The sequence below is a fragment of the Thioclava sp. NS-SX20 genome, from assembly GCF_057380695.1.
In genome coordinates this window covers 46,376-70,799 of sequence record NZ_JBXXRY010000004.1, presented here as the reverse complement: position 1 = coordinate 70,799, position 24,424 = coordinate 46,376, and the positions used below count along the sequence as shown (strand labels likewise).

The 24,424-nt window shown below is 65.6% G+C and carries 24 protein-coding genes and 3 pseudogenes; 18 read left to right on the top strand and 9 right to left on the bottom strand.

Features of this window, described 5'->3' with window-relative positions:
- Positions 1-65: 65 nt before the first annotated feature.
- From AC2ISB_RS18115 to AC2ISB_RS18080, 8 genes and pseudogenes are all read left to right on the top strand, one after another.
- Complete coding sequence (locus tag AC2ISB_RS18115; protein ID WP_486577302.1) at positions 66-1,208, top strand: mandelate racemase/muconate lactonizing enzyme family protein; 1,143 nt, start codon at positions 66-68, stop codon at positions 1,206-1,208.
- Positions 1,205-2,068: an amidohydrolase family protein gene (locus AC2ISB_RS18110; protein WP_486577301.1), complete on the top strand. Its 864-nt coding sequence runs from the start codon at positions 1,205-1,207 to the stop codon at positions 2,066-2,068. Before AC2ISB_RS18115 ends, AC2ISB_RS18110 begins: the two co-directional genes overlap by 4 nt.
- A 155-nt stretch (positions 2,069-2,223) precedes the next feature.
- Positions 2,224-3,204: a TRAP transporter substrate-binding protein gene (locus AC2ISB_RS18105; protein ID WP_486577300.1), complete on the top strand. Its 981-nt coding sequence runs from the start codon at positions 2,224-2,226 to the stop codon at positions 3,202-3,204.
- A gap of 83 nt (positions 3,205-3,287) precedes the next feature.
- On the top strand, positions 3,288-3,797 hold the full coding sequence (locus tag AC2ISB_RS18100; RefSeq protein ID WP_486577359.1) for a TRAP transporter small permease: 510 nt from the start codon (positions 3,288-3,290) through the stop codon (positions 3,795-3,797).
- Positions 3,798-3,800: 3 nt separating this feature from the next.
- A complete protein-coding gene (locus AC2ISB_RS18095; protein WP_339110061.1) occupies positions 3,801-5,081 on the top strand; it encodes a TRAP transporter large permease in 1,281 nt (426 codons plus the stop codon).
- Positions 5,082-5,141: 60 nt separating this feature from the next.
- The gene (locus AC2ISB_RS18090; protein ID WP_486577299.1) at positions 5,142-5,951 is read left to right on the top strand and encodes an NAD-dependent epimerase/dehydratase family protein; all 810 of its coding nucleotides are present in this window, start codon (positions 5,142-5,144) and stop codon (positions 5,949-5,951) included.
- A gap of 51 nt (positions 5,952-6,002) precedes the next feature.
- Entirely contained in the window at positions 6,003-7,526 is a 1,524-nt protein-coding gene (locus tag AC2ISB_RS18085) for an aldehyde dehydrogenase (NADP(+)) (protein ID WP_486577297.1), read from the top strand.
- A 665-nt stretch (positions 7,527-8,191) separates the two neighbouring features.
- A pseudogene (locus AC2ISB_RS18080) lies at positions 8,192-8,346 on the top strand (TRAP transporter substrate-binding protein); the annotation flags it as partial.
- A 271-nt stretch (positions 8,347-8,617) separates the two neighbouring features.
- Here the strand turns inward: AC2ISB_RS18080 and AC2ISB_RS18075 are convergent.
- The 6 genes and pseudogenes from AC2ISB_RS18075 to AC2ISB_RS18050 all read right to left on the bottom strand — a co-directional run.
- Positions 8,618-8,821, bottom strand: a pseudogene (locus AC2ISB_RS18075) (pyridoxal-phosphate dependent enzyme); the annotation flags it as partial.
- 775 nt (positions 8,822-9,596) lie between these two features.
- Positions 9,597-9,887 (bottom strand): type II toxin-antitoxin system RelE/ParE family toxin, encoded by a 291-nt coding sequence (locus AC2ISB_RS18070; RefSeq protein WP_486577295.1) that lies wholly within the window; start codon positions 9,885-9,887, stop codon positions 9,597-9,599.
- Complete coding sequence (locus AC2ISB_RS18065; protein WP_330628259.1) at positions 9,875-10,153, bottom strand: CopG family ribbon-helix-helix protein; 279 nt, start codon at positions 10,151-10,153, stop codon at positions 9,875-9,877. Before AC2ISB_RS18065 ends, AC2ISB_RS18070 begins: the two co-directional genes overlap by 13 nt.
- A 212-nt stretch (positions 10,154-10,365) precedes the next feature.
- Positions 10,366-11,457, bottom strand: coding sequence for a CobW family GTP-binding protein (locus tag AC2ISB_RS18060; protein ID WP_330628258.1), 1,092 nt, complete (start codon positions 11,455-11,457; stop codon positions 10,366-10,368).
- Between the two features lie 84 nt (positions 11,458-11,541).
- Positions 11,542-12,600: a CobW family GTP-binding protein gene (locus tag AC2ISB_RS18055; protein ID WP_486577294.1), complete on the bottom strand. Its 1,059-nt coding sequence runs from the start codon at positions 12,598-12,600 to the stop codon at positions 11,542-11,544.
- Positions 12,601-12,715: 115 nt separating this feature from the next.
- The gene (locus AC2ISB_RS18050) at positions 12,716-13,195 is read right to left on the bottom strand and encodes an Lrp/AsnC family transcriptional regulator (protein WP_339110057.1); all 480 of its coding nucleotides are present in this window, start codon (positions 13,193-13,195) and stop codon (positions 12,716-12,718) included.
- Positions 13,196-13,379: 184 nt separating this feature from the next.
- Between AC2ISB_RS18050 and AC2ISB_RS18045 the strand changes: the two genes are divergently transcribed.
- The 10 genes and pseudogenes from AC2ISB_RS18045 (at position 13,380) to AC2ISB_RS18000 (ending at position 22,718) form a co-directional block, all read left to right on the top strand.
- Positions 13,380-13,847, top strand: coding sequence for an RrF2 family transcriptional regulator (locus AC2ISB_RS18045; RefSeq protein WP_486577293.1), 468 nt, complete (start codon positions 13,380-13,382; stop codon positions 13,845-13,847).
- A 285-nt stretch (positions 13,848-14,132) separates the two neighbouring features.
- Entirely contained in the window at positions 14,133-15,110 is a 978-nt protein-coding gene (locus AC2ISB_RS18040; RefSeq protein WP_330628307.1) for a sulfate ABC transporter substrate-binding protein, read from the top strand.
- Between the two features lies 1 nt (position 15,111).
- Positions 15,112-15,939, top strand: a complete 828-nt coding sequence (gene cysT, locus AC2ISB_RS18035; protein ID WP_486577357.1) for a sulfate ABC transporter permease subunit CysT — start codon at positions 15,112-15,114, stop codon at positions 15,937-15,939.
- 58 nt (positions 15,940-15,997) lie between these two features.
- Positions 15,998-16,861, top strand: coding sequence for a sulfate ABC transporter permease subunit CysW (cysW, locus tag AC2ISB_RS18030; protein WP_486577356.1), 864 nt, complete (start codon positions 15,998-16,000; stop codon positions 16,859-16,861).
- A 24-nt stretch (positions 16,862-16,885) separates the two neighbouring features.
- Positions 16,886-17,608, top strand: a complete 723-nt coding sequence (locus AC2ISB_RS18025) for a sulfate/molybdate ABC transporter ATP-binding protein (RefSeq protein WP_486577355.1) — start codon at positions 16,886-16,888, stop codon at positions 17,606-17,608.
- A gap of 167 nt (positions 17,609-17,775) precedes the next feature.
- The gene (gene thrS, locus AC2ISB_RS18020; RefSeq protein ID WP_486577354.1) at positions 17,776-19,866 is read left to right on the top strand and encodes a threonine--tRNA ligase; all 2,091 of its coding nucleotides are present in this window, start codon (positions 17,776-17,778) and stop codon (positions 19,864-19,866) included.
- A complete protein-coding gene (locus AC2ISB_RS18015; RefSeq protein WP_486577353.1) occupies positions 19,863-20,336 on the top strand; it encodes a phosphoribosyl-AMP cyclohydrolase in 474 nt (157 codons plus the stop codon). Before thrS ends, AC2ISB_RS18015 begins: the two co-directional genes overlap by 4 nt.
- 59 nt (positions 20,337-20,395) lie before the next feature.
- Positions 20,396-20,869 carry a phosphoribosyl-AMP cyclohydrolase gene (gene hisI / locus AC2ISB_RS18010; protein WP_486577352.1) on the top strand — a complete coding sequence of 158 codons (474 nt, stop codon included), beginning with the start codon at positions 20,396-20,398 and terminating at the stop codon, positions 20,867-20,869.
- A gap of 21 nt (positions 20,870-20,890) precedes the next feature.
- Positions 20,891-21,091, top strand: a pseudogene (locus AC2ISB_RS18005) (bifunctional diaminohydroxyphosphoribosylaminopyrimidine deaminase/5-amino-6-(5-phosphoribosylamino)uracil reductase RibD); the annotation flags it as partial.
- A 316-nt stretch (positions 21,092-21,407) separates the two neighbouring features.
- On the top strand, positions 21,408-22,718 hold the full coding sequence (locus AC2ISB_RS18000) for a lactonase family protein (protein ID WP_330628249.1): 1,311 nt from the start codon (positions 21,408-21,410) through the stop codon (positions 22,716-22,718).
- A gap of 149 nt (positions 22,719-22,867) precedes the next feature.
- Here the strand turns inward: AC2ISB_RS18000 and AC2ISB_RS17995 are convergent, their stop codons facing one another.
- Genes AC2ISB_RS17995 through AC2ISB_RS17985 form a run of 3 tightly spaced genes read right to left on the bottom strand, consistent with a single transcriptional unit; the run spans position 22,868 to position 24,414 of the window.
- Positions 22,868-23,437, bottom strand: a complete 570-nt coding sequence (locus tag AC2ISB_RS17995) for a GNAT family N-acetyltransferase (RefSeq protein ID WP_486577351.1) — start codon at positions 23,435-23,437, stop codon at positions 22,868-22,870.
- Complete coding sequence (locus tag AC2ISB_RS17990; protein ID WP_339110126.1) at positions 23,422-23,937, bottom strand: hypothetical protein; 516 nt, start codon at positions 23,935-23,937, stop codon at positions 23,422-23,424. The genes AC2ISB_RS17995 and AC2ISB_RS17990 overlap by 16 nt, the downstream gene beginning before the upstream one ends.
- Positions 23,938-23,940: 3 nt before the next feature.
- A complete protein-coding gene (locus tag AC2ISB_RS17985) occupies positions 23,941-24,414 on the bottom strand; it encodes a hypothetical protein (protein ID WP_486577350.1) in 474 nt (157 codons plus the stop codon).
- Between the last annotated feature and the right edge of the window lie 10 nt (positions 24,415-24,424).

The window sequence follows — 24,424 nt, the reverse complement described above, 5'->3', positions numbered from 1 at the left end:
GTGCGGACACGCTCTGCGCCGCAGGGCAGGCCCCTTGCTCGGGGGCCTGCGGGAGGGAGGATGACATGAAGATCGTGGCGGTGCGCACGCACCTTCTGGACCACAGGCTGACAACAGCCTTTGAAAGCGCCTCGATGCGTTTTGACCGCCGGACCCATGTTCTGGTCGAGATCGAATGCGCCGATGGCACGATCGGCTGGGGCGAATGTCTGGGGCCCGCACGCCCCAATGCGGCGGTGGTGGCCACCTATGCGCAATGGCTGATCGGACAGAACCCGCTCGAGACCGAGAAGATCTGGGCCACGCTCTATAACGCGCTGCGCGATCAGGGCCAGCGCGGGCTGACGGTCACGGCGCTCTCGGGCATCGACATGGCGCTGTGGGATATCAAGGGCAAGCATTTCGGCGTGCCGGTCTCGACCCTTCTGGGCGGGCGCTTCCGCGAGACGATCCGCGCCTATGCCACGGGCTCGTTCAAGCGCGACGGGGTGGACCGCGTGGAGGATAATGCCGCCGAGATGGCCGGTCACCGCGCGGCGGGCTTCCATGCCTGCAAGATCAAGATCGGCTTCGATGTCGAGGAGGATCTGCGGGTAATCCGCGCCGTGCGCGAGGCGATCGGTCCCGAGATGCGGCTGATGATCGATGCCAATCATGGCTATGACGCGATCGAGGCGATGCGGGTCGGGCAGGCCGCGGCGGAATACGGGATCGACTGGTTCGAGGAGCCGGTCGTGCCCGAGCAGCTTGGCGCCTATCGCGAGCTGCGCGCGCGTCAGCCGATCCCGCTTGCAGGCGGCGAGACATGGCATACCCGCTGGGGCTTCCGCGAACCCATCGAGACGCGGGCGGTCGATATCGTCCAGCCTGATCTGGCGGGTTGCGGCGGCTTTACCGAGGCGCGGCGCATCGCGGATCTGGCGGCGCTGCATGGCGTGCGGGTCGTGCCGCATGTCTGGGGGACGGCGGTGCATATCGCGGCGGCGCTGCAATTCATGGCGGCGATGGTGCCTTCGCCCATGCGCCGTGCGCCGCTCGAGCCGATCATGGAATTCGACCGCACCCATAACCCTTTCCGTCAGGCCATCGTCACCACGCCGATCGAGCATGTGAACGGTGTGCTGGCCATCCCCGATGGCCCAGGCCTCGGGATCGAGATCGACCGCGCCGCTCTGGCCGAATTCGCGCCCAAGGAGGATTGCGCATGATCACCCGCAAACTCGACGGTGCGGCCCTCGTGCCCGCTCTGCCTAAGGGCACCATCGACACACAGATGCATATGTATCTGGCGGGATTTCCGGCGCGCGAGGGCGGGCCGGGCCTGCCGCCTGCGCCGCTGCCCGATGCCGGAGCCTATCGCCGCGTGATGCGCTGGCTCGGGATCGACCGCGTTGTGATCACGCAGGGCAATGCGCATCAGAATGACAATGGCAATCTTCTAGCCTGCCTGCGCGAGATGGGCGATGTGGCGCGCGGGGTCGCGGTGATCTCGGGCGAGACGCCGGAGGCCGAGCTGGCGCGACTGGATCAGGCCGGTGTCGTGGGCGCAAGGATCATGGATCTGCCGGGCGGCGCGCAGGGGCTCTCGGCGCTCGAGGCGGTCGATGCGCGCGCGGCCGAGATGGGCTGGATGCTGGCGGTGCAATTCGATGGCAACCGCATCCTCGATCTCGAGCCGCGGCTCAAGGCGCTCCGGTCGCGCTGGGTGCTCGATCATCATGGCAAGTTCTTTGCCGGTGCGGGCGAGGCCGAGACCTCTGCCCTCAAGCGGCTCATCGATGGCGGGCGGATGTGGTACAAATTCGCCGGAGCCTATGAGAGCTCGCGTACGGGCGGGCCGGAGTTTGCCGATGTGGCCGTCTATGCCCGCGAGATCGCGACCCATGCGCCCGAGCGGATCGTCTGGGGCACCAACTGGCCCCATAACGCCGCCCGCACCAGCGAGGATTACCCCTGCGACAAGGCGCTCTGCGAGACCGCCCTCGGCTGGCTGCCGGATATGGCGGCGCGCCAGAAGGCGCTCGTCGAGAACCCGCAGGAACTTTACGGCTTCGCCCCCATGCGCTGAAGCGGCGGCCCGCATTCCGCCGCGGCGCCTCGGGAGGAGGGGCGCGATCCGGCGCGGCGCATCGCCTGCGGCGATGGGCCACAAGACCCACCGGCGGCCTTTTGCCACCGGACAGACCCAAAAGGCCCCCAGAGGCCATATCCAGGGAGGATACCATGACGTTCCATACCACGATGATCGCAGCTCTTGCCGCCTCGACGCTCTGCGCGGGCGGGGCCATGGCCTGCGAGACGACGCTTCGCTCGGCCGATACCCATCCCGATGGCTATCCGACCGTTGAGGCGGTCAAATATATGGGCAAACAGCTCGAGGAGAAAACCGGTGGCCGCCTCTGCATCGAGGTCTTCCCCTCCTCGCAGCTGGGCGAAGAAAAGGACTCGATCGAGCAGACCCAGTTCGGCGTCATCGATATGGTCCGCTCGAGCCTCGGGCCGTTCAACAACATGATCCCCGAGACGCAGGTCGTCTCGCTGCCCTATATCTTCCGCTCCGAGGAGCATATGCACCATGTCGTCGATGGTCCGATCGGGGACGAGATCGCGGCCGCTTTCGAGCCCAATGATCTGGTGGTGCTGGCCTATTATGATGGCGGCTCGCGCAGCTTCTACAATTCCAAGCATCCGGTGAAGAGCATCGAGGATCTCAAGGGCCTCAAGTTCCGCGTCCAGCAATCGGATGTTTTCGTCGATATGATGGATGCGCTCGGCGCCAATGCGACCCCCATGCCCTATGGCGAGGTCTATTCCGCGATCCAGACCGGCGTGATCGACGGGGCCGAGAACAACTTCCCCTCCTATGACAGCTCGGGCCATGCCGAAGTCGCCAAATACTATACCAATGACCAGCATCTGATCATGCCCGAGGTGCTCGCGATGTCGAAGATCACCTTCGACAAGCTCTCGCCCGAGGATCAGGCGGCGGTCAAGGAGGCGGCCAAGGCCTCGGTGCCGGTGATGCGCGATCTCTGGGCCAAGCAGGTTCAGGCCTCAATCGAGAAGGTCAAGGCCGGTGGCGCCGAGGTGATCATGGATGTCGACAAGCAGCCCTATATCGACGCGATGGCGCCGCTCTATGACAAATATGCCAATACGCCCGCGCTCAAGGATCTTGTGACGCGCATTCAGGACACCCAGTAATGGAGACCCGCCCGCACATGTCTGACCAGTTCCTTTCCCGCTCGGAACCCCATGGGCGGGCGGCCTCTCCCTACCGCCAGGCGATGCTTCGCCTGGCCATCCTCACCGGCTGGATCGGTACGGCCGCGCTCTGGGTGGCAGGGACCGGCCTCGTCCTGATGACGGCCATCGTTTTCCTGCAGGTGGTGTGCCGCTATCTCCTTGGCTTTTCACTGCAATGGGCCGAGCCCGGCGCGGTGCTGATCATGGGATGGTTCATTTTCTTAGGCGCCGCCGTGGGCATCCGCGAGGGCTATCACCTGTCCTTCGATGTGCTTCTTTATATCCTGCCAAGCTGGCTCAAACCCGTCCTCTTCACCATTTCGGAACTCGTCGTGGGCGCGTTCGGGGTCGGTATGGCCTATTATGGCTGGGAACTCGCCGCCAAGGTCGCCAAAAACGTCATCCCCACGCTGGGCCTCTCGCGGGCATGGGATTTCGCACCGCTGATCGGGGGCGGCGTCCTTCTTGCCCTCTTCTGTGTCGAACGCATCCTGCGCCGCGGCGCGGGCCTGCCAACCGTGCGCTTCGGCGACGATGCGATCGAGGAGTAATCCATGGAACTCGTTATCCTTTTCGGAAGCTTCGTCTTTTTGCTGCTGATCGGCACGCCGGTCGCTTTCTGTCTGGGCATCGCTAGCCTTGCCACCGTGGCCTATATGGGCCTGCCGCCCGTGGTGGTGTTCCAGCGGCTCAATTCCGGCGTCTCGGTCTATTCGCTGATGGCGATCCCCTTCTTTATCTTCGCGGGCGATCTGATGGTGCGCGGCGATATCGCGCGCAGGCTCGTGGCCTTTGCCGCCGCCCTCGTGGGGCATCTGCGCGGCGGGCTCGGTCAGGTCAATATCGCGGCCTCGCTGATGTTTGGCGGCGTCTCGGGCTCGGCCACCGCCGATGCCTCCGCAGTGGGCGGCCTCATGGTGCCGCAGATGAAAGCACGCGGCTATGGCGCGGATTATGCGGTCAATATTACCGTCGTTTCCTCGATCATCGCGCTGATGATCCCGCCCTCGCATAACATGATCATCTATTCGATCGCGGCGGGCGGGCGGCTCTCGATTGCCGATCTTTTCACCGCAGGCATCATTCCAGGCTTCGTACTGGCGCTGGCGCTGATGGGGGCGGCATGGTTTGTGGCCAAGCGGCGCGACTACCCGCGCGAGGCCTTTCCGGGCTGGTCGATGCTGGGGCAGCTGTTTCTGTCGGCGGTGCCGGGCCTGATCCTGATCGCGATCATTTTCGGCGGCGTGCGCTCTGGCGTCTTTACCGCCTCCGAAAGCTCCAATATCGCGGTGATCTATGCGCTTGGCGTGACGCTTCTGGTCTATCGCAGCCTCTCGTGGCACGATTTCAAAGAGGCAACCCTTGCCGCCGTCCGCACCACCGCGATGGTGCTGATGGTGATCGGCTGCGCGGCCTGTTTCGGCTGGCTGCTGGCCTATCTCAAGGTGCCCGCGCAGATGGTGGCCTTCCTGCACAGCGTCTCCGACAACCCCATCGTCATCCTGCTGCTGATCAACGTGATGCTGCTGATCCTCGGCACCTTCATGGATATGTCGCCGCTGATCGTGATCACCACCCCGATCTTCCTGCCGGTGGCGCAGGCCTTCGGGATCGACCCGATCCATTTCGGCGTCATCCTGATCCTCAATCTCGGGATCGGCCTGTGTACGCCGCCCGTAGGCTCGGTGCTGTTTGTGGGCTGCGCCGTGGGCCGGATCGGCATCGGGCAGGTGCTGCGCTCGATCTGGCCCTTCTATCTGGCGGCGTTCGGGGTGCTGCTGCTGGTGACCTATATCCCCGCGCTCTCGCTCTGGCTGCCCGCGCTCTTCCACTGAGCCATCCGGCCCGACCGGCCCCTCCTGCGGGCCGGTCCGCTTTTGACAAAGGAGATGACCTTGAAACGACTTCTGATCACAGGGGCTGCCGGTGGGGTCGGGCGTGCGATGCGCCCCCGTCTGCGCGATCTGGCCCAAACGCTGCGTCTGGCCGATATGATCGCGATCACCGATGCGGGCGCGCATGAGGAAACCGTGTGCTGCGATCTCAACGATGCGCAGGCCGTGCGCGAGATGGTGCGGGGCTGCGATGGCATTCTGCATCTGGGCGGTAAATCCACCGAAGGGGATTTCGAGACCATTCTCGAGGGCAATATCCGCGGCACCTATAACCTCTACGAGGCGGCGCGGGCCGAAGGGATTTCCCGCGTGCTCTTTGCCTCCTCTAACCATACGATCGGCTTTTACGAGCAGGATCAGCGCCTGAAGACCACCGACCCGATGCGCCCCGACAGCCTCTATGGCGTGTCCAAATGCTTCGGCGAGGCGCTGGCCTCGATGTATCACGACAAATTCGGCATCGAGACCGCCATCGTGCGGATCGGGTCGTGTTTCGAGACGCCCGCCAATCACCGGATGCTCTCGACATGGCTCTCCTATGACGATTTCGCGGGTCTCGTCGCCTGCGTCTTCCGCGCGCCCGAACTCGGCTGCCCCGTGATCTGGGGCGCCTCGGACAATACTGCAGGCTGGTGGCAGGGCATGGGGGCCGACGCCATCGGCTGGCATCCCAAGGACAATGCCGAGAGCTTCCGTGCCGCCGTCGAGGCGATGGGCCCCAAGCCGCCCGCCCATGACCCAAACAGCCGTTATCAGGGCGGCATGTTCACCGCCGAGCCGATCTACCAGCGCGAGGAGGCGGTCCTCTGAGGGCCGCGCCTCCAAAGCTTCCCCAATTTCCGAACGAGACGGAGAGTTCACATGAGTTTCACCCCGCATGGCAAACATCTGATCGCAGGCGCATGGATCGGCACCGACGAGAGCTTTGCCTCCGAGCCCGCGCATGGTCCGGTGCATCGCTTCTCGGTGGGCACGCCCGCGCTTGTCGATCAGGCCTGCAAGGCCGCCGAAGAGGCGTTCTGGAGCTATGGCTATAGCCCGCGCGAGACCCGCGCCGCCTTCCTCGAGACCATTGCCGAGGAGATCGAGGCCCGCGCCGAGGCGATCACCGAGATCGGCACGCAGGAGACCGGCCTGCCGGTGGCGCGGCTTCAGGGCGAGCGGGGGCGCACCACGGGCCAGCTACGCCTCTTTGCCGCCCATATCCGCAAGGGGGAGTATCTCGACCGCCGGATCGACCCCGCCCAGCCCGAGCGCCAGCCCGCCCCGCGCCCCGAGATCCGCCTGATCGAGCGCCCCATCGGCCCCGTGGCGGTGTTCGGTGCCTCCAACTTCCCGCTCGCCTTCTCGACGGCGGGGGGCGATACGGCGGCCGCCCTTGCGGCGGGCTGCCCCGTGGTGGTCAAGGGGCATTCCGCCCATCCCGGCACCGGCGAGATCATCGCCGAGGCGGTGGCTGCGGCGATTGCGCGCTGCGGGCTCGATGCGGGCGTCTTCAGCCTCATTCAGGGCGGCAACCGCCATGTGGGCCAAGCCCTTGTCGAGCATCCCGATATCAAGGCGGTGGGCTTTACCGGCTCGCTGGCAGGCGGGCGCGCGCTGTTTGACCTCTGCGCCAAGCGGCCCGAGCCGATCCCGTTCTTTGGCGAGCTGGGATCGGTCAATCCGATGTTCGTGCTGCCTGCGGCCCTTGCGGCCAAGGCAGAGGCGCTCGGCGCGGGCTGGGCGGCCTCGCTGAGCATGGGGGCAGGGCAGTTCTGCACCAATCCGGGGATCGCGGTGGTGCCTGCGGGCGCTACGGGCGATGCCTTTGTCGCCGCCACCGCCGAGGCGCTGGCCAAGGTCGGGCCGCAGCCCATGCTCACCCAAGGGATCGCGCGCGCCTATGCCGAGGGAAAGGCACGGTTTGACGCGCGCAATTCGGTCCGGCCGGTGATGACCACCGAAAGCACGGGCCGCGAGGCCAGCCCCAATCTCTACGAGGTCGAGGCCGGGGCTTTCCTCGAGGATCATGCGCTCGGCGAGGAGGTCTTCGGGCCGCTCGGGCTTGTGGTGCGCGTGAGCGCCGCCGAAGAGATGCGCGCTCTGGCCAAGGGCTTCGAGGGGCAGTTGACCGCGACGATCCTGATGGAAGAGGCCGATACCGATCTGGCCCGCGCCCTTCTGCCGGTGCTTGAACGCAAGGCGGGGCGCGTTCTGGTGAACGGCTTCCCGACGGGGGTCGAGGTGGTGGACAGCATGGTGCATGGCGGCCCCTATCCGGCCTCCACCAATTTCGGCGCGACCTCGGTGGGCACACTGGCCATCCGCCGCTTCCTGCGGCCTGTCTCCTACCAGAACCTCCCCGCGGCGCTTTTGGTCGGGGATCTCGTGGCCGCGCCCTGAGAGAGGGGGTCTCGCGCGCGGAGGGCGAGGGGTTAGTCGGCCTCAAAGCCCAGACGCGCGAGACATCCGCGCCCGCGTCGCGCGGCATGGCGATATAGTCCTCGCGCCGTGCGGGGTCGAAGCGGAAGAGCGGGAAGGCGATGGAGCGCGCGCCGACCGACTTGCCCAGATGGTTGCGCAGTGACACCGCCATGCAGCGCACCCCGGCCCCGCTTTCCTCGATTTCTTGTGGGTCGTGCTTTTCGTGGCCATCGCGTGCTGTGCGATTGTGGCCAGACTGGCCTGCCGGTCCTGCGAGAGCGTCTCAAGCACCGCCAACACCTTCAGCACCGGGGCGACATTGCCGGATTTCTGAGCTTTTGCGTCCATCCGGACATTTCTGTAATTCTGAAAAAGTTATAAAAAATCAACCCCTCAGAAGGCATATTAAGTAATTGTTTTTTAGTAAGATTTATAGAAATAGACTGACGTTTTGTTTTTCTTGAATCTGAATATGGCCCATACTTCCTTAATTCATGAAATGGCATTCCATAAATATAAAGGATGGGGCGCCGGGAGGAGGTCCGCGGGCTGGGAAGGAGCCCGTGGGATCGGGCTTTATGGCCTCTTCCGCTATGCCCGATGGCCGGCTTGGCGGCGAGCGCGAGCTTGTCGGGATGGTCACGATACTGGGGGCGGCCCCGATCGCGTATGGACCAGAGCGAGGTCTATACCTCGATCCAGCAGGGCGTGCTCGATGGCGCCGAGACTAACGAATATGCCCTGACGGTCGCGCCATGGCGAGGTGGCAAAATACTATGGTTACGACATGCATTCCCGATATCGTGCTGATCTTGACGGCGGCGCTGCGCAGGGTTCCCGATCTCTTCATCGGCACCCTCTGCTGCGGGCTTCGGGCGGGGATGGTGGCGTCCGCCGCGTCCTTGAGTGGGTTCGGCCAGCACGTCCATTGCCGTCAATCCAAGCCCCTGCACAACGACCGGCTCCGCAGCCGCAATCGCTTTCCTTCCGTTTTGCAGATCATCGTGTGCGTCATGACCTGTGGGGAAAATCAGATCTGAAACATCCACCACACTGCCTTCGGCACAAATCATCGCCAAAGCCACACCAAGATTGCCCGAAGACGCTCCAATCAACCGTGTTTGCGGACCAATGCGGCCTGCAAGCGCAAGGGCGTAAATCATCCCGCGTGCAGCCTTTATCTTGATAGATCCAGCGGGGTTGAGCGCTTCGATTTTCAAAAATACGCGCGCGGCGCACAGGCCTTGACCTTCAATAAAAGCGCTGTCCGTCAATAGATCGCTCGTCAACTAAACCATTTTCTTTTAAGGATGACTTCGTCACCCAACGCGTTCCACCGGGATCGGACGACCTATGCTGCGGTCAGAAAACAGCCGACAACTTTGATGTAAAAAACCATGCAGCTCCGTCTCATTGCAGAAATAGGGTCAGGGGCTTCATAAGCGTGAGGGGCGTGTCTGCGAGTATTCAGTCCAGAGTGGCCACTCAGATACAAGAGTTCTCCGTCTTCAAAATGGTTCCGCTCGATCATACGCCAGGCGGTTGAGCGATGCTTGCTGACCGGCATTTTACGTTCAGCAGGCCTCTGATCGCGCGTCTTTCACGCAAACCAAGTTCTGCGTGCTCCATGCCCGTTTTCCTTGCTTCTCAGCAAGACAGGGGGGGGGGCGCAACCCGGTCTGGAATATGTCCAAGGTAATCCTATAAGCCTTATAATCCGTCTTATGTATATTCATTATCGATATAATACCTCAATCTGGTCCTGAAGCAGCCGATCGAGAAGACGGAATATGCGGGGCAATCAAGCGCTTGACCAGACATCCTCAGGCACCACGATCGGGGTCGACCTGCGCGCAAAGAGCCCAAAAGGCAGTTTCACACGCAGGCTTCCCCAGTCGGCGCGATCTGTCAAAACGGTCCGAAGCGCGTATGATGGGGCCTTGGAAACCCGACAGGCGCCTTTCGGGCCAGATGGTCGCGGCAGGCCCCCTGTGCATCAAAGGGCTGTGCACCAAAGGGGCCGAGGGCCTGACGGAGGGGGGCGCCGGTTTACTGCCCCGCCTCTCTCTGGTGCCGGATCACCAGAATGGTCACGGCATCCGCGTCGATCCGGTATCGGGCGACATATCCGCTGTCACCGAACTCGATGGGCCATTCCCGAAACTCTTCGGGCAGATCATCGACCATCCGGCCAAGATGGGGGTGCGCGCCAAGGATCTTCACGCCCTGACGAATGGCCTCACCAGCTCGGCGGGCCGCATCAGGGTTTTTGGGGCGCAGGAAATCGCGGAGCCGTTGCAGGTCCCGAATGGCTGCGGGGGCAAATCTTACTTGTGGCATTCAGGCGCGGGCAGCTCGTTATCCGTTCCCCAGCTTTCCAGCCAGCGGTCCACCTCTTCCGCCGTTGCGTGAAGGCCCGTCTCCTGGAATTCTTCCCAAGCCTGCGCCGTGTCGCGGCGCAAGGCCTCGCGCTTCTCCTCGCGTTCGACATATTGCGAGATCGCCTCCCGCATGATCCAATGCGGCGTGCGCTGCCGTGCCTGCGCCAGATGCCGAACGCGGCCCTTCATGTCATCATCGAGCTTGATGGATGTTGCCGATGCCATGCGTTCCTCCGTATCGAAAGGTAATACCTTTCGATACCATATGCTATTTCGCGCCGAGTCGTCTAGGGCCAGCTCGCCTGTGACCCCTGATAACCAAGGCCGAGAAGGAATGGTTTGCCCCGCAATCATCGACAGGCAAGCGTACGCCGTCTTGCGCAGAAGGTCTTCCGCGGCATACGGCCTGTCATGTGGCGCGGCGGGGGCTGTCCGTTTCACGCTTTCGGCAGAGCCGCGAAACTTGCCAGACCGAAAAGGGGGGCCTTGCCGCACAGGGCGTCGAACTGCTGGCGCAGGCCCGCCTCGTCCAGTGCCGTGCCGATCACCACCAGACGGTTTCCGGCCTGCCCCTCGGGCCAGCCCTCCAGCCGCAGATTGGGGTAGAGCCTGTGGCCCACCGCATGCACCACCACCGGACGCGAGGGGTCATCGCGCAGCGCCACCAGCCCCTTGATCCGCAGCAGCCCGTTATCGGGACGGGCGGTCAGGCGCATCAGAAACTGCCGCAGCGCCGTCTCGTCCAGCGGTGCGTCGCTGGTTAGCGGCACCGCCAGCACCTGCCCGTGCCGGTTGAGACTGTGGAAATGGCCGCCCCCCTGCGGTTCCTGCGCGGTTTCGGCGGCCAGCCAGTCCTCGACCTTCTCGCCCTTGCCAAGGGCGGTATAGCTGCCCGGTTGCAGCAGCACGGCCGGATCGAACCCTGCCGCCTGCGTATCATGCACGAGAACCGCGGGGTTCATCGCGCGCAGCGCCTGCGGCAGATCGCCTGCGGGGGCAAGATCGGTTTTGCTCAGCACCACATGATCGGCGAAGGCGATCTGGCGCAGGCTTTCGGGATGGGCCTCCAGCGCGGCCTCGACCCCCAGCACATCGACCACCGTGATCACCCCCGACAGGCGGAAAGCGCGCGCCACGGCATGATCGGCCAGCGACACCGCCGCCAGCCCGCCCGGAATGAGGCTGTTGACGATCGGGGCGGGATCGGCAAGGCCGGTGGTTTCCACGATCACCCGCGCAAAGGGCGGCAGGCTGCCATTGCGCCGACCGACCAGCAATTCGTCCAGCGAGGCGCGCAGGTCGCTGCCGACCGTGCAGCAGATACAGCCCGTCGTGGTGACGGTGGCGCGCGTCTCGCGGCCCTTGCGCACCAGATCATGATCCACCGGCACCAGACCGAATTCGTTGATCACCAGTGCCGAGTCCTGAAACCTCGGGTCCTGTAGCAGGCGGTTGAGCAATGTGGTCTTGCCCGCGCCCAGAAATCCGGTCAGCAGGAAAACGGGGATCTGTTGGGAGGCTCTGGTCATGGAAGGTCCTTTCGCGGTGGGCCGCTTCCGGCCATATGGGCAGAGCGGCGGAAAAGTGCAATCTCCGGCGGTGGTGGCGGGCTTTCAGGCGGTGCTCTCGCCCAGATAGCCCGTGGTCAGAAGATGTTCGGTGAGTGGCACGATGGCCAGTGCGTCACATAGCGCGGCCACCTCGTCATCGGAGAAATCCTGCACGATCATGACGAATCTGCTGTGCCTGTCGGGGGCCTGCCAGCCGGTCAGCGGCAGGGGCGGATGGAAGATATGCTGCACGCCATGCACGGCAAAAGGATAGGCCATATCCTGTAGATGCACGATCCCCTTGAAGCGCAGCACATCCGCGCCCCTGCGCGCCATCAGCACATCCATCCACAGATCGAACCGGCTGGCCGTAAGCGGGGCCTCGACCTCCCAGGACACCGTGCGGATCCGCGACAGGTGGTCGGGGTCGGCAGCCGGCACCCGTGTCGCGATCCATGCGCGGGCCGATACGCCGGACATGCTCCCGGACATGGCCGCATCGAAATGGCCCAGATGCCGCAGCCTGTCGGGGGGAAGGCGGCCCTGCACCACCGGCACGATCTCTGCGGCAGGGTTCAGCCGCGCGATCTGCGGCCGCGGGCTCCGGGCCTGTGGCTGCGCCTCGGGAAGGTCGGTTTTGCTCAGCACGACCAGATCGGCCAGCGCGACCTGCCGCTGTGCGGCGGTGGAGCGGCGCAGGTTGGCCGCCCCTGTCACCGCATCCACCACCGTCACCACCCCGTCCATCCGGTAATGCTCGGCCAGCACGGGGTCGGTCAGCAGCGTGTGCAGGATCGGTGCCGGATCGGCCAGCCCCGTCGTCTCCAGCACCACCCTGTCAAAGCCGATCTCTGCGGCCAGACGGCGCGCGACCAGATCGCGCAGAAGATCGCGCAGATCGCCCCGCAGCGTACAGCACAGGCAGCCCGATGGCAGCAGGATGACCTCCTCGGTGCTGGCGCGCATCAGGCTATGATCAATGCCGATCTCGCCGAATTCATTCACGATCACCATCGTGTTCGCAAAGGTCTCATGGGCCAGCATCTCTTTGATAAGCGTCGTTTTTCCGCTGCCCAGAAAGCCGGTGATCAGGGTGAGGGGACAGGGGATCGGGGCGGGCATGGCAGGGACTTTCGGGCCGGAAACAGGCGGGGGCCGCGCCGCAGGGTCGCAGGGCGCGGGGCCCGAAAACTGTTATAATATAACAAAACCGACCGCAAGGGGGGTGTCGCCGCCGCTAGCGCGCCTGCGGCGCCAGAGCCCCCAGAGGCAGCGACGGGCGCGTTCTCATATGCTCCAGTACGAAAGACGAATTCACGCTGCGCGGACCGGTCCGCGCGGCCAGCTCCTCGTAGAAACGGTCGAAGGCGGCCATGTCGCGCACCAGTACCCGCAGCAGGAAATCATGGCTGCCGGCAAGGCGGTAGACATCGCGGACCGCCTCCATCGCGTCGGTCACGTCCAGAAAGTTCTGGCGCCAGTGCGCGCTATGCTCGGCCGCCTCCACAAAGACGAAAGCGGTCAGATCCAGCCCGAAGGCGCGCGGGTCCAGCACCGCCACACGCCCCCTTATGGTGCCGGCCTCCTCGTGTTTCTGGATCCGTTTCCAGCACGGCGTCTGCGACAGGCCCACACGGTCGGCAATTCTGGCCACCGGCAGGGTGGCATCGGTTTGCAGCAGATCGAGGATCTTCAGATCGATGCGGTCAAATGGCATTTTACCCTCCCCTTTTCGCAAGACATCTCTTGCCCGAGGCAGAGCATGACAGGTTTTTCCTTAATGTCGACCATCTTTATCGTGATTTAGGGATTATGGCTCGCCAAGCCCCGTGCAAGGCTTTAGACTTGCCCCGGCCAAGGGCCATCCGCGCCCCGTCAACGCCGCCAGAGGACCTGCCGCCATGCTGACCCTGAAGACCAAATATGCCCTGAAGGCGCTGGCTGTTCTGGCAGACGAGAAAGCCCTGCCCGAGGCGCAGCCCCTGCGGATCGAGGCCATCGCCACCCGTTCGGGCACGCCGAAACGCTTTCTGGAGCATATCCTGCTGGATCTCAAACGGGCGGGGATCATCGGCAGCCGTCGCGGGCGTCATGGCGGCTACGAGCTGATCAAGGCCGCCGCTCAGGTCTCGCTGGCCGAGGTGCTGCGCCTGATCGACGGCCCGCTGGCCCCGCTGCCCTGCCTGTCGCGCAATGCCTATCGCAAATGCGAGGATTGCGACGAGGCCACCTGCCGCGTGCGGGCGGTGTTTGGCGGCTATTATGCGGCCTATCTGCTGATGATCGAATCGCTGACACTGGCCGATCTGCAAGAAGACGCGCACCCGCTGGAGCGGTTTTCCCTGCCCCTGCCCCCCGCCGGAGAATAAACTTCTCCCATCGGGGAGCAGAAGGGCGAGGATTTGCTTTTGTAAAACACGACTGACTCTGTCGTAATTGTCGTGTAAACAATCGCAAAGGAGGGTCCCATGACCCGCAGCTATTCGCCCGACCTTCCGCTTTCGGCCCAGATCCGGCCCGACTGGGTGCACGAAATCCCGCCCCCCAGTCCCAGACCCAGTCCCAAACCCAGGCCCAGACCTGCCACGCCAGACCGCAGATCGACGCTGGTGCAATGGGCCTTCGGGGCCGCGCTTTTGGGGCTTGGCATCGTGATGGGCGGCACGCTGGCCCGTGCCGAGACGGCGAAAGAAACGGCGGTCGATATTCTCAATGTCTCTTATGACCCGACGCGGGAATTCTACCGCGATTATAACGAGATGTTCCGCCAGAGCTGGCAGGCGCAGGGCCATCCCGCGCCGATCCTGCGGCAATCGCATGGCGGCTCCGGCGGGCAGGCGCGGGCGGTGATCGACGGGCTGGACGCGACGGTGGTCACGCTGGCGCTTGCCGCCGATATCGACGCGATCGCGGCCCAAAGCGGCAAGATCCCCGCCGACTGGCAAAGCCGCCTGCCCCATCACGCGGCCCCCTATAGCTCGACCATCGTGTTTCTGGTGCGCAAGGGCAATCCCAAGGGGATCAGGGATTGGGATGATCTGGTGCGCGACGGTGTCTCGGTGATCACCCCCAATCCCAAAACCTCCGGCGGAGCGCGCTGGAACGTGCTGGCGGCATGGGCATGGGCGCAGGACCATTACGGCGGCGACACGCCCCGCATGCGCGCCTATCTGAAGGCGCTCTTCGCCCATGTGCCGGTGCTCGATACCGGCGCGCGTGGCGCGACCAACAGCTTTGTGCAGCGCGGGATCGGGGATGTGCTGCTGGCCTGGGAGAACGAGGCCCTTCTGGCACAACAGAAATCCGGCGGGCAGGGGTTCGACATCATCGTGCCGTCGGTCTCCATTCTGGCCGAGCCGCCCGTTGCGGTGGTCACGGGCAATCTGACCTCGCCCGCGCAGGCGCAGGCCGCGCAGGCCTATCTGGAGGGGCTCTATAGCCCTGCCGCACAGGCGCTGGCCATGAAGCACCATTACCGCGCATGGGAGAGTGCGGCCGCCGACCCTGCCGATCTGGCGCAATTCCCGCCGCTCAAACGTGTCCCGATCGACCATTTCGGGGGCTGGCAGAAGGTCCAGCCCGCCTTCTTCGGGCAGGGCGGGATCTTCGACCAGATCTATGAGGATAACTGAGATGCGCGCCCTGCTGTTGCGCAGCTCCCCTTTGCCGGGCTTCGGTCTGGCCGCAGGGGGGATGGTCTGCGCGCTCACGCTTATCGTGCTGCTGCCGCTGGCGGCGCTGCTGGGGCGCGGGGTGGCGATCGGTCCGGTGGAGCTGTGGCAGATGGTCGATACCCGCCGGATCAGGGCGGCGCTGGAGCTGTCTTTCCGCATGGCGGCGCTGGCCTCGCTGTTCAATCTGGTCTTCGGGCTGGCGCTGGCATGGGTGCTGGTGCGCTACCGCTTTGCCGGACGCAGGGCGCTGGATGCGGCGGTCGATCTGCCCTTCGCGCTGCCCACCGCCGTGGCGGGCATCGCCCTGACCACGCTTTACGCCCCGAATGGCGCGCTGGGGCGGATGCTGGCCCCCTTGGGCCTGCAGATCGCCTATAGCCAGACGGGGATCTGCCTTGCGCTGGTCTTTATCGGCCTGCCCTTCGTGGTGCGCACGGTGCAGCCCGTGCTGGAAGAGATCGACCGCACCCTCGAGGAAGCCAGTGCCACGCTCGGGGCCAGCCGTGGCTATACGCTGCGCCATGTGGTGCTGCCGATGCTGGCCCCCGCCCTGATGACGGGCTTTGCCTTGGCGCTGGCGCGCGCGGTGGGGGAATATGGCTCGGTCATCTTCATCGCCGGCAACCTGCCCTTCCATACCGAGATCGCGCCGCTGCTGATCGTCATCAAGCTCGAGGAGTTCGACTATGACGGCGCAAGCGCCATCGGGCTGGCCATGCTGGCGGTCTCTTTCATGATGCTGCTGGTGATCAACCTGCTGCACCTCTGGGCGCGGCGGCAGGGCTGAGCCCGCCGTCCCGCCGCTGCCCCTTCCCCCCTTCCTGCACTGCGAAAGGCGCCTGCCCATGTCCGCTTTCCCGGCCCCCGAGCCCCCGCCGGCCACCACCGAATCCCGCCCAACGCGCCTGCTGCTGACCGGCGCGGTGCTGCTGGTCTGTGCCGTGGTGCTGCTGGCACCGCTGGTGCTGGTCTTTGTCGAGGCGCTGCGCGAGGGGGTGGCTGTCGCATGGCGCGCGCTTGGCACGCCCGATGCGCGCTCGGCGATCCGGTTGACGCTGCTGGTCTCGGCGCTGGCCGTGCCGCTGAACGCGCTTGCGGGCCTTGCCACCGCTTGGGCGGTGGCGCGGTTCGACTTTCGCGGCAAGACCCTTGTGATGACACTGATCGACCTGCCCTTCTCGGTCTCGCCGGTGGTGGCGGGGCTGGCGCTGGTGCTGCTGGCGGGGTCGAACGGGCTGCTGGGCGCATGGCTGGCCGCGCATGATCTGCGGCTGATCTTCGCCCTGCCGGGGATTGTCTGGGCCACGCTGTTCATCACCTTTCCCTTTGTCGCCCGCGAGCTGATCCCGATCATGCTCGAACAGGGCGCCGCCGAAGAAGAGGCCGCGCTGACGCTTGGCGCGTCGGGCTGGCGGATGCTGCGCACGGTGACGCTGCCCAATATCCGCTGGGCGCTGCTCTACGGGGTTTTGCTCAGCAATGCCCGCGCGATGGGCGAATTCGGCGCGGTGGCCGTTGTCTCGGGCAAGATCCGTGGCGAGACCACGACGCTGCCGATCATGGTCGAGATGCTGTATAACGAATATCTCTCCACCGCCGCCTTCAGCCTTGCCGCCCTTCTGGCGGGGCTGGCGCTGGTGACGCTTGCCCTGAAATCGCTGCTGGAATGGCGCTATGCCGACATGCTGTCGGCCACCCGCCGCCATTGACCCCTGTCCAACCGGAGAACCGCTATGAGGATCGATATCGAAGATCTCGCCAAGACCTATGACAATGGACAGCCCGCGCTGCATCCGCTGCGGCTGTCGCTGCCCTCGGGGGCGCTGGTGGCGCTGCTGGGGCCGTCCGGCTCTGGCAAGACCACGCTTCTGCGCCTGCTGGGCGGGCTGGAAACCCCCAGCGCGGGGCAGGTGCGCTTTGACGGGGTGGCGGCCACGGGGCTGTCGGTGCAGGAGCGCCGCGCGGGGTTCGTGTTCCAGCATTATGCGCTGTTCCGCCATATGACGGTGTTCGAGAATATCGCCTACGGGCTGCGGGCGCGGCCCCGCAGGACCCGCCCCGCCCGCGCCGAGATCGACCGTCGGGTGCACCGCCTGCTGGCGCTGATCCGGCTGCCCGAGATCGGCCCGCGCTATCCGGCCCAGCTTTCGGGCGGGCAGCGCCAGCGGGTGGCGCTGGCGCGCGCGCTGGCCATCGAGCCGCGGATGCTGCTGCTGGATGAACCTTTCGGCGCGCTGGATACGCAGGTGCGCAAGGAATTGCGCCGCAGCCTGCGCCAGATCCATGAGGCGACGGGGCTGACCACGCTGTTTGTGACCCATGATCAGGACGAGGCGATGGAACTGGCCGATCTGGTGGTGGTGATGTCGATGGGCCGGATCGAGCAGATCGGCCCGCCCGCCGAGATCCGCGCGCGTCCTGCCACGGCCTTCGTGCGCGCCTTCCTGACCGCGTGAGGCCCAAGGGTCTGCGCCTCAAGCCTCTGATGCGGCAGGGAAATATGGCACCTCCTGCGATGGCATCGCCGCCTGTGCCTTTGGGGGGCACGACTGTCTTGCGTCCACAAATGTTATATTATAACACTTCCGGACATTGAGGCAGCCCGATATGGCAGGAGACACAGATGACGGTCATCACCCCAGACGGCAGGACAGCACCGCCCCCGCGCCCGGCCTGCGCCGCGCAGGAGGCCCCCGCTAGCCCCCCCTCTGGCGCCCCCTCTGGCGCCCCCTCTGGCGCCCCCTCTGGCACCGTCCGCACAGACCCGCCGGTGATCCGGATCCGGCTGCCCGACGGCTCCCCCCGCGCGCTGGCCGCGCAAAGCACGGGCGCCGATCTGGCCAAGGCCCTCGGCCCCGCATTTGTCCGAGCCAGCGTGGCGGTGCTGGTCAATGGCCAGCCCCGCGATCTGGCGGCCCCGCTGCCCGACGGGGCCTCGGTCGAGCTGCTGTCGCGGGACGATCCGCGCGTGCTGGAGCTGATCCGCCATGATCTGGCGCATATTCTGGGCGAGGCGGTGCAAAGGCTCTGGCCCGCCACGAAAGCCGCCATCGGCCCCGCGATCGACCACGGGTTCTATTACGATTTCGACCGTGATCCCCCCTTTACCCCCGAGGATCTGCCGCGGATCGAGGCCGAGATGCGCCAGATCATCGCCGACCGCACCCCCTTTATCCGCGAGGAATGGCCGCGTGAAAAGGCGCGCGCCCATTTCGCGACGGCGGGCGAGGCCTATAAACTGGCACTTCTGGAGGCCATCCCCGAGGACGCGCCGGTGACGGTTTACCGGCAGGGCGACTGGCTGGACCTGTGCCGCGGCCCGCATCTGCGCGATACCGGCGATGCGGGTGCCGCCTTCACGCTGACCCGCGTGGCCGGTGCCTATTGGCGCGGCGATAGCAACAACCCGATGCTCAGCCGGATCTATGGCGTGGCCTTTGCCGACAGGCCCGCGCTGGAGGCGCATATAACCATGCTGGCCGAGGCCGAGACGCGCGATCACCGCCGCTTGGGCCGCGAGATGGATCTGTTCCATTTCGAGGAGGTCGCCCCCGGCGCGGTGTTCTGGCATCCCAAGGGCTGGCGGCTGTTCCAGACGTTGATCACCTATCTGCGCGACCGGCAGGAGCAGGCGGGCTATCAGGAGGTGAACTCGCCCGACATCATGGACCGCGCGCTGTGGGAAACCTCGGGGCACTGGCAGAATTACCGCCAGAACATGTTTCTCGCCAAAACCGAGGATGACCGCGATTATGCGCTCAAGCCGATGAACTGCCCCGGCCATATGCTGATCTACGGGCAGGGGACGAAAAGCTATCGCGATCTGCCGCTGAAGCTGGCCGAATTCGGCAAGGTGCACCGCTATGAACCCTCGGGCGCGCTGCACGGGCTGTTGCGGGTGCGCAGCTTTACCCAGGATGACGCGCATATCTATTGCACGCCCGACCAGCTGACCGCGGAATGTCTGAAGGTCAATGATCTGGTGCTGTCGATCTATCGCGATTTCGGCTTTGAGGAGGTGCGCATCAAGCTGTCCACCCGCCCCGAGAACCGTATCGGCGCGGAGGAAAGCTGGGACCGCGCCGAAAGCGCCCTGCGCGAGGCGCTGGATCAGGCAGGCCATCCCTATACGGTCTTCGAGGGTGAGGGCGCGTTTTACGGGCCGAAGCTCGAATATGTGCTGCGCGATGCCATCGGGCGCGATTGGCAATGCGGCACGCTTCAGGTGGATTTCAACCTGCCTGAACGCTTCGGCACGAGCTATGTGACAGCTAAGGGTGAAAAAGCCGCTCCCGTGATGCTGCACCGTGCGCTTTTCGGCTCGCTCGAACGGTTCACCGGCATCTTGATCGAACATGTCGCGGGCCATCTGCCGCTCTGGCTGGCCCCCGTGCAGGCGGTGGTGGCCACCGTGACCGAGGCCGCCGATGACTGGGCTGTGGAGGTCGCGCAGGCGCTGCGCCAAGCGGGGCTGCGGGTGGAGACCGACCTGCGCAACGAGAAGATCGGCTATAAGGTGCGCGAACATGCCCTGCAGAAGATCCCGTTGCAGATCGTGCTGGGCGGGCGCGAGGCCGCAAACCGCACCCTCACGCTGCGCCGCCACGGCAGCAATGACACGCAGACCCTTGCTCTGGAGGCGGCGGTCGAGACGCTGCTGGCCGCCGCCCGCCCCCCTCGCCATAGCGATGACCACGGAAGGAAAACCCGATGACGATCACCCAAGATGACATCCGCAAGGCCCTGAAAACATGGGGCGATGGCAAGGTCGCCATTTCAAGGGCCTATGCGGAGGGCGGCATCGAGGCCGCGCGCAAGGTGGCCTCGGCCAATATCGATGCCTATTACGGCTATGATCTGGGGCCGGTGCTGTTCAAGCCCACAATGGCCGGCGGCGACCAGACTTTCCGCCCCACCAAAGCGGGCGCTCTGGCCTATTTCTGCGGGCACTCGCAGGAATACCCCAATGATAACGGCTTCGCGATCATGGGCTGGGTCTCGACCGAAAGCATCACGTCTGCCAGCTTTATCCAAGGCGATGTGGCGATGTGGATGGGCTGGATCAAGCTGACCAACAGGGACGGCTCGGTCACCACGGTCGACAAGAGCTTCGGCTACCGGCGCGATCACATGGGGGCCTTGCGGATCGTGTTGCACCATTCCTCGCTGCCCTATCAGCCCTGACGATCACCCTGCCTTTGATCCCCTGTTTCCTGCCCAAACCAACCCCCGAGGCCTTTCCCATGACACAACCGGATTTCCACACACGCCGCTCCGTGGCGCAGGTCGAGGAGGGCACGCAACTGGCCCCGAAATTCGACCGCGACGGGCTTCTGCCCTGTATCACGACCGATGCGCAAAGCGGCGAGCTGCTGATGCTGGGCTGGATGGATGCCGATGCGCTGCGCCGCACGCTCTGCACGGGCGAGGCCCATTATTTCAGCCGCGCACGGGGCTGTCTGTGGCACAAAGGCGCCAGCTCCGGCCTTGTGCAGCAGGTGGTCGAGGCGCGGATCGACGACGATCAGGATGCGCTCTGGCTGCGGGTCAGGGTCGCGGGGTCGGGGGCGTCGTGCCATGTGGGCTACCGCTCGTGCTTCTATCGCGCGGTGCCGCTGCGGGCCGAGGCCGGTGCGCCGCTGGTCTTTACCGAATCCAGCAAGACCTTCGAGCCGCAGGAGGTTTATGGCGATGCCCAGACCCCCACACGGTTGTGACGGCGCCAGCACGGATCGCCTGTGGATGCGGCGCGCGCTGGATCCGGGCGCGCGTCGGCGCGGGCGGGTCTGGCCCAACCCGCCGGTGGGCTGCGTGGCCGTGCGCGGGGGGCGGGCCGTCGCCGTGGCCGTCCCCATGCCGAACGCCAGGCCGTTGCGCTGGCCGGACCGCGTGCCAAGGGGGCGACGCTCTATGTCACCTTGGAACCCTGCTGCCACTGGGGCGTGACGCCGCCCGGCACCGACGCGATCATCGCCTCTGGCATCTCGCGCGGGGTCTGTGCCCTGCGCGACCCCGATCGCGGGTCGATGCGCTGCTGCGCGCGTCGGGGCGGCAGGTGTGGCGGTTCACCGCGCCTGCCCCCCCACACCGTCCCCGCACAGCCCCGTCAGGCGGCGATCTGTCCACCATATGACAGGCGCGCGGCATTTGCCTTGCCCGAAGCGGCGCGATGCGGCGCCATCTGCGCGGGGGTGGCCCGATGCTCCGGGGAGGGAGCGGCCCGCACCCGTTACTGTCATACTGGGGAGGAACACCATGACATCCGATATCGACCGTCGCCAGATCCTGCGCGCGGGCGCGGCCCTTGCCGCGACGACCCTGCTGGGACCGCTGGCCACGCCCGCCCGTGCCAGCACCGCCCACCCCCCGATCTCGCTTTATGCCGGATCGTGGAACTGGAAAGGCGGCAAGCGCAGCTTCGTGCAGTATGCCTTCGATCCCGAGACCGGCACGCTGACGGAGCTCCGCCATGTCACCGACAGCTATAGCGTCGGCAGCGTCACCATAGATGCCCGGACGCGCACCCTCTACCTTGCCGACGAGGACGACCACCAGCCGGATTTCCGCGTGGGCGGGGGCGGCACCATCGCGCCCTTCCGGATCGATCCGGCCACGGGCGATCTGACCGCGCTGCCGGTCCAGCGCGCCTTCGGGGCCAACCCGTCGATGATGGCGGTCGATCCCAGCGGCAAATTCATGGTGGTCTCCATTCATGGCAGCGGCGACCCGCTGACCAAGATCGTGGAACGGGTGCCCCATGTCTATGATATTGCGATCGATATGCCGGAAAGCTCGATCAACCTGTTTCCGCTGAATGCCGATGGCACAGTGGCGGCGCCGGTCGATGTGTTCCATACCAAGCCGCAGGACCCCGCCGAAAACCAGCGCGTCTCGCACCCGCATTGCGTGGTCTTTGCCCCCGATGCGGATTTCTTCATCAGCTGCGACAAGGGGCGCGATGTCATCTACTCGATGCGCATCGACGCGCAAAAGGGCCGTCTGGTGCAGGCCGCCGCCCCGTTCCGCTTCGAGGCCGGCGCGATGCCGCGCTATGCGCGGTTCAACCCCGATCACGGGCTGGTCTATGTGAATTTCGAACGCGCCAATGAAATCGCGGTGCTGCGCTATGACAGCACGGGGCGGCTCGAGCGGGTCGGGCAGGCCCCCGTGGTGCCCGAGGCCCTGCTGGACAAGATCCCCCTTGGCGGGCATTTCGAACAGCAGGATATGCGGCTGCATCCCAACGGGCGCTTCCTCTATAGCGTCGCACGCGGCTCGCGCGATTACATGCAGGGGGGCAAGCGCCATTACGAACACGGTTTCGATGGCGTCTCGGTCTTCGGCATCGATCCCGAGACAGGGATGCTGTCGCCCCTGCAAACGCTCGAACTCGAGGCCCATTGGCCGCGCGGCTGTGCGCTCAGCCCCGACGGGCGTTTCCTCATCGTGCCCTGCCTCTATAGCGACGAGATCCTGACGCTGGCCGTGGCCGAGGATGGCACGCTGTCGCAAGTGTCACGGGTGGCGCAGAACGCCGCCGCCAATGTGACCTTCCTCAGCCTCTAGGGCCACCGGCCGCCACGGGCCGCCACGGGCGGGCACGGGCGGGCCCATGCCGTGAGTGCCGTGCGGTGGGTTGTGCCGTGGCGATGCGCCCCCCTTGTGAGGGGCGCAGACCGGCTGCCCCTTTGGTGGCTCGGAGGGGCGGCCGCTCCTCACATCCCCGCGCAGGCCCTCCGGCTCTGGCGCATGGGCCGGTCGAGGCAGAACACCACCCGCGCCTTCTGCTCCGCAAGCAGACGCAGGCCGCAGGCGGTCAGCGTCCTACAGGCCGCGTGATTGCTGCGCGCGACCTGTGCCAGTGCCAAGGGCGCCCCGTCCTCGGGAAGCTGGCCGAGCGCGCGCTGCAGGGCGCGCGCCCCCCAACCCTGCCCCCGCAGGCGGCTCGAGAGGAAAAAGCCGAACTGGAGCGCGGCGGGATGGTAGATCAGCGCGAATCCCGCTTCGGGGTCTGCAACCGGCTCCCCAGTCCTTGGTGTCGCAATCCTTGGTGCCGCAGCCCACCAGACAAGGCTCTGGCCCCCGTCCACCACGCCGGGGGCAAGCCAGTCGCGCAGCTCGGGGGCGATCTGCGCGCTGGCCAGAAAGGTGCCAGCGCGCGACCAATAGGCAGGCCAGCTTTCGGGCCCTCTCTCTGGTCGACCCTCGGGCCAGCTTTCGGGCCAGTCCTCGGGCCAGCTTTCGGACCAGCTTTCGGGGGGCCGCGCCACTAGCGGGCGGCCCATTCCGCTTCGAGCGCCGTGCAATAGGCCTCCATCTCCGCCATCGGCAGCTCATCGATCAGGAACCGCCGTGCCGCCTCGGCCACGGCATCGGCCACCTGCGGGTCGGTCGCGGCAATCAGCACCAGCTCCTCCATCCGGTCGGTCGCGGGGGCGGGCTGACCGCCCGTTGGCAGATCCCAGCCGGGCGGTTGCTGGCGGATCGAGACCGCCGCGAACAGCGGGCTTTCCGGCGCGACATCCTCTTCCGGCGGGTCGTTGTAAAGCAGCTTGAGGCCACGGCCCTTCTGCGGCAGCCAGACGTTCAGCAGGGTCGGCGTGCCAAAATGCCCGACATCCTGATCGGCCTCGGCCAGAGGCACCACCTGCGCGCTGAGGTCGGCGCCAAGCGCCGCCTGCAGGACCGCAGGCCAGTACAGCTCCAGCAGAAGGAACTCTGCCGTATTGGTGCGGAAGCCGGAAAACGGAAAGCTTGCCAAAGCTTCGATGGCGTGACGGTCCATGCGTTACCCTATGAAATTCGGCGAACAGCCGTAATTGTCGAGATCCAGTCGCTTGCCCCCCTTGCGGTCGGAGGCCGGAAAGGACCTCTGGCCCAAGGGCGGGCGGTTCTGGAGATAGCGTTCAAGCTGCTCTTTGGCCTTGACGCGGATTTTCTGCTGGTTCTTGTTCAGCATCGCCCATGTCGCCTCCGACAGCGCGATCCCTTCGGCACGGGTGACCGGCGCGGCGGTCTTCACCAAAGTGGGAGCGCCGATGGTCGAGGCCGAGGAGCCGCCGCAATCCTCGCCCTGCGCATGGACATGCGCGGTCCAGGGGCGGTCGCATTTTTTGGTCTGGGTGTCGGTGCCGGTGGCGGGCACGCTGCCCGAGCGGTCGCGGGTCGCGGCAAACCACGCCACGCTGCCTACGGTCACCACCGCCAGCACCGCCCAGCCCGGCGGGCCCGCGACTGTCAAAGGTAAGGCTGCTGCCCCCATTTTGGGTGTC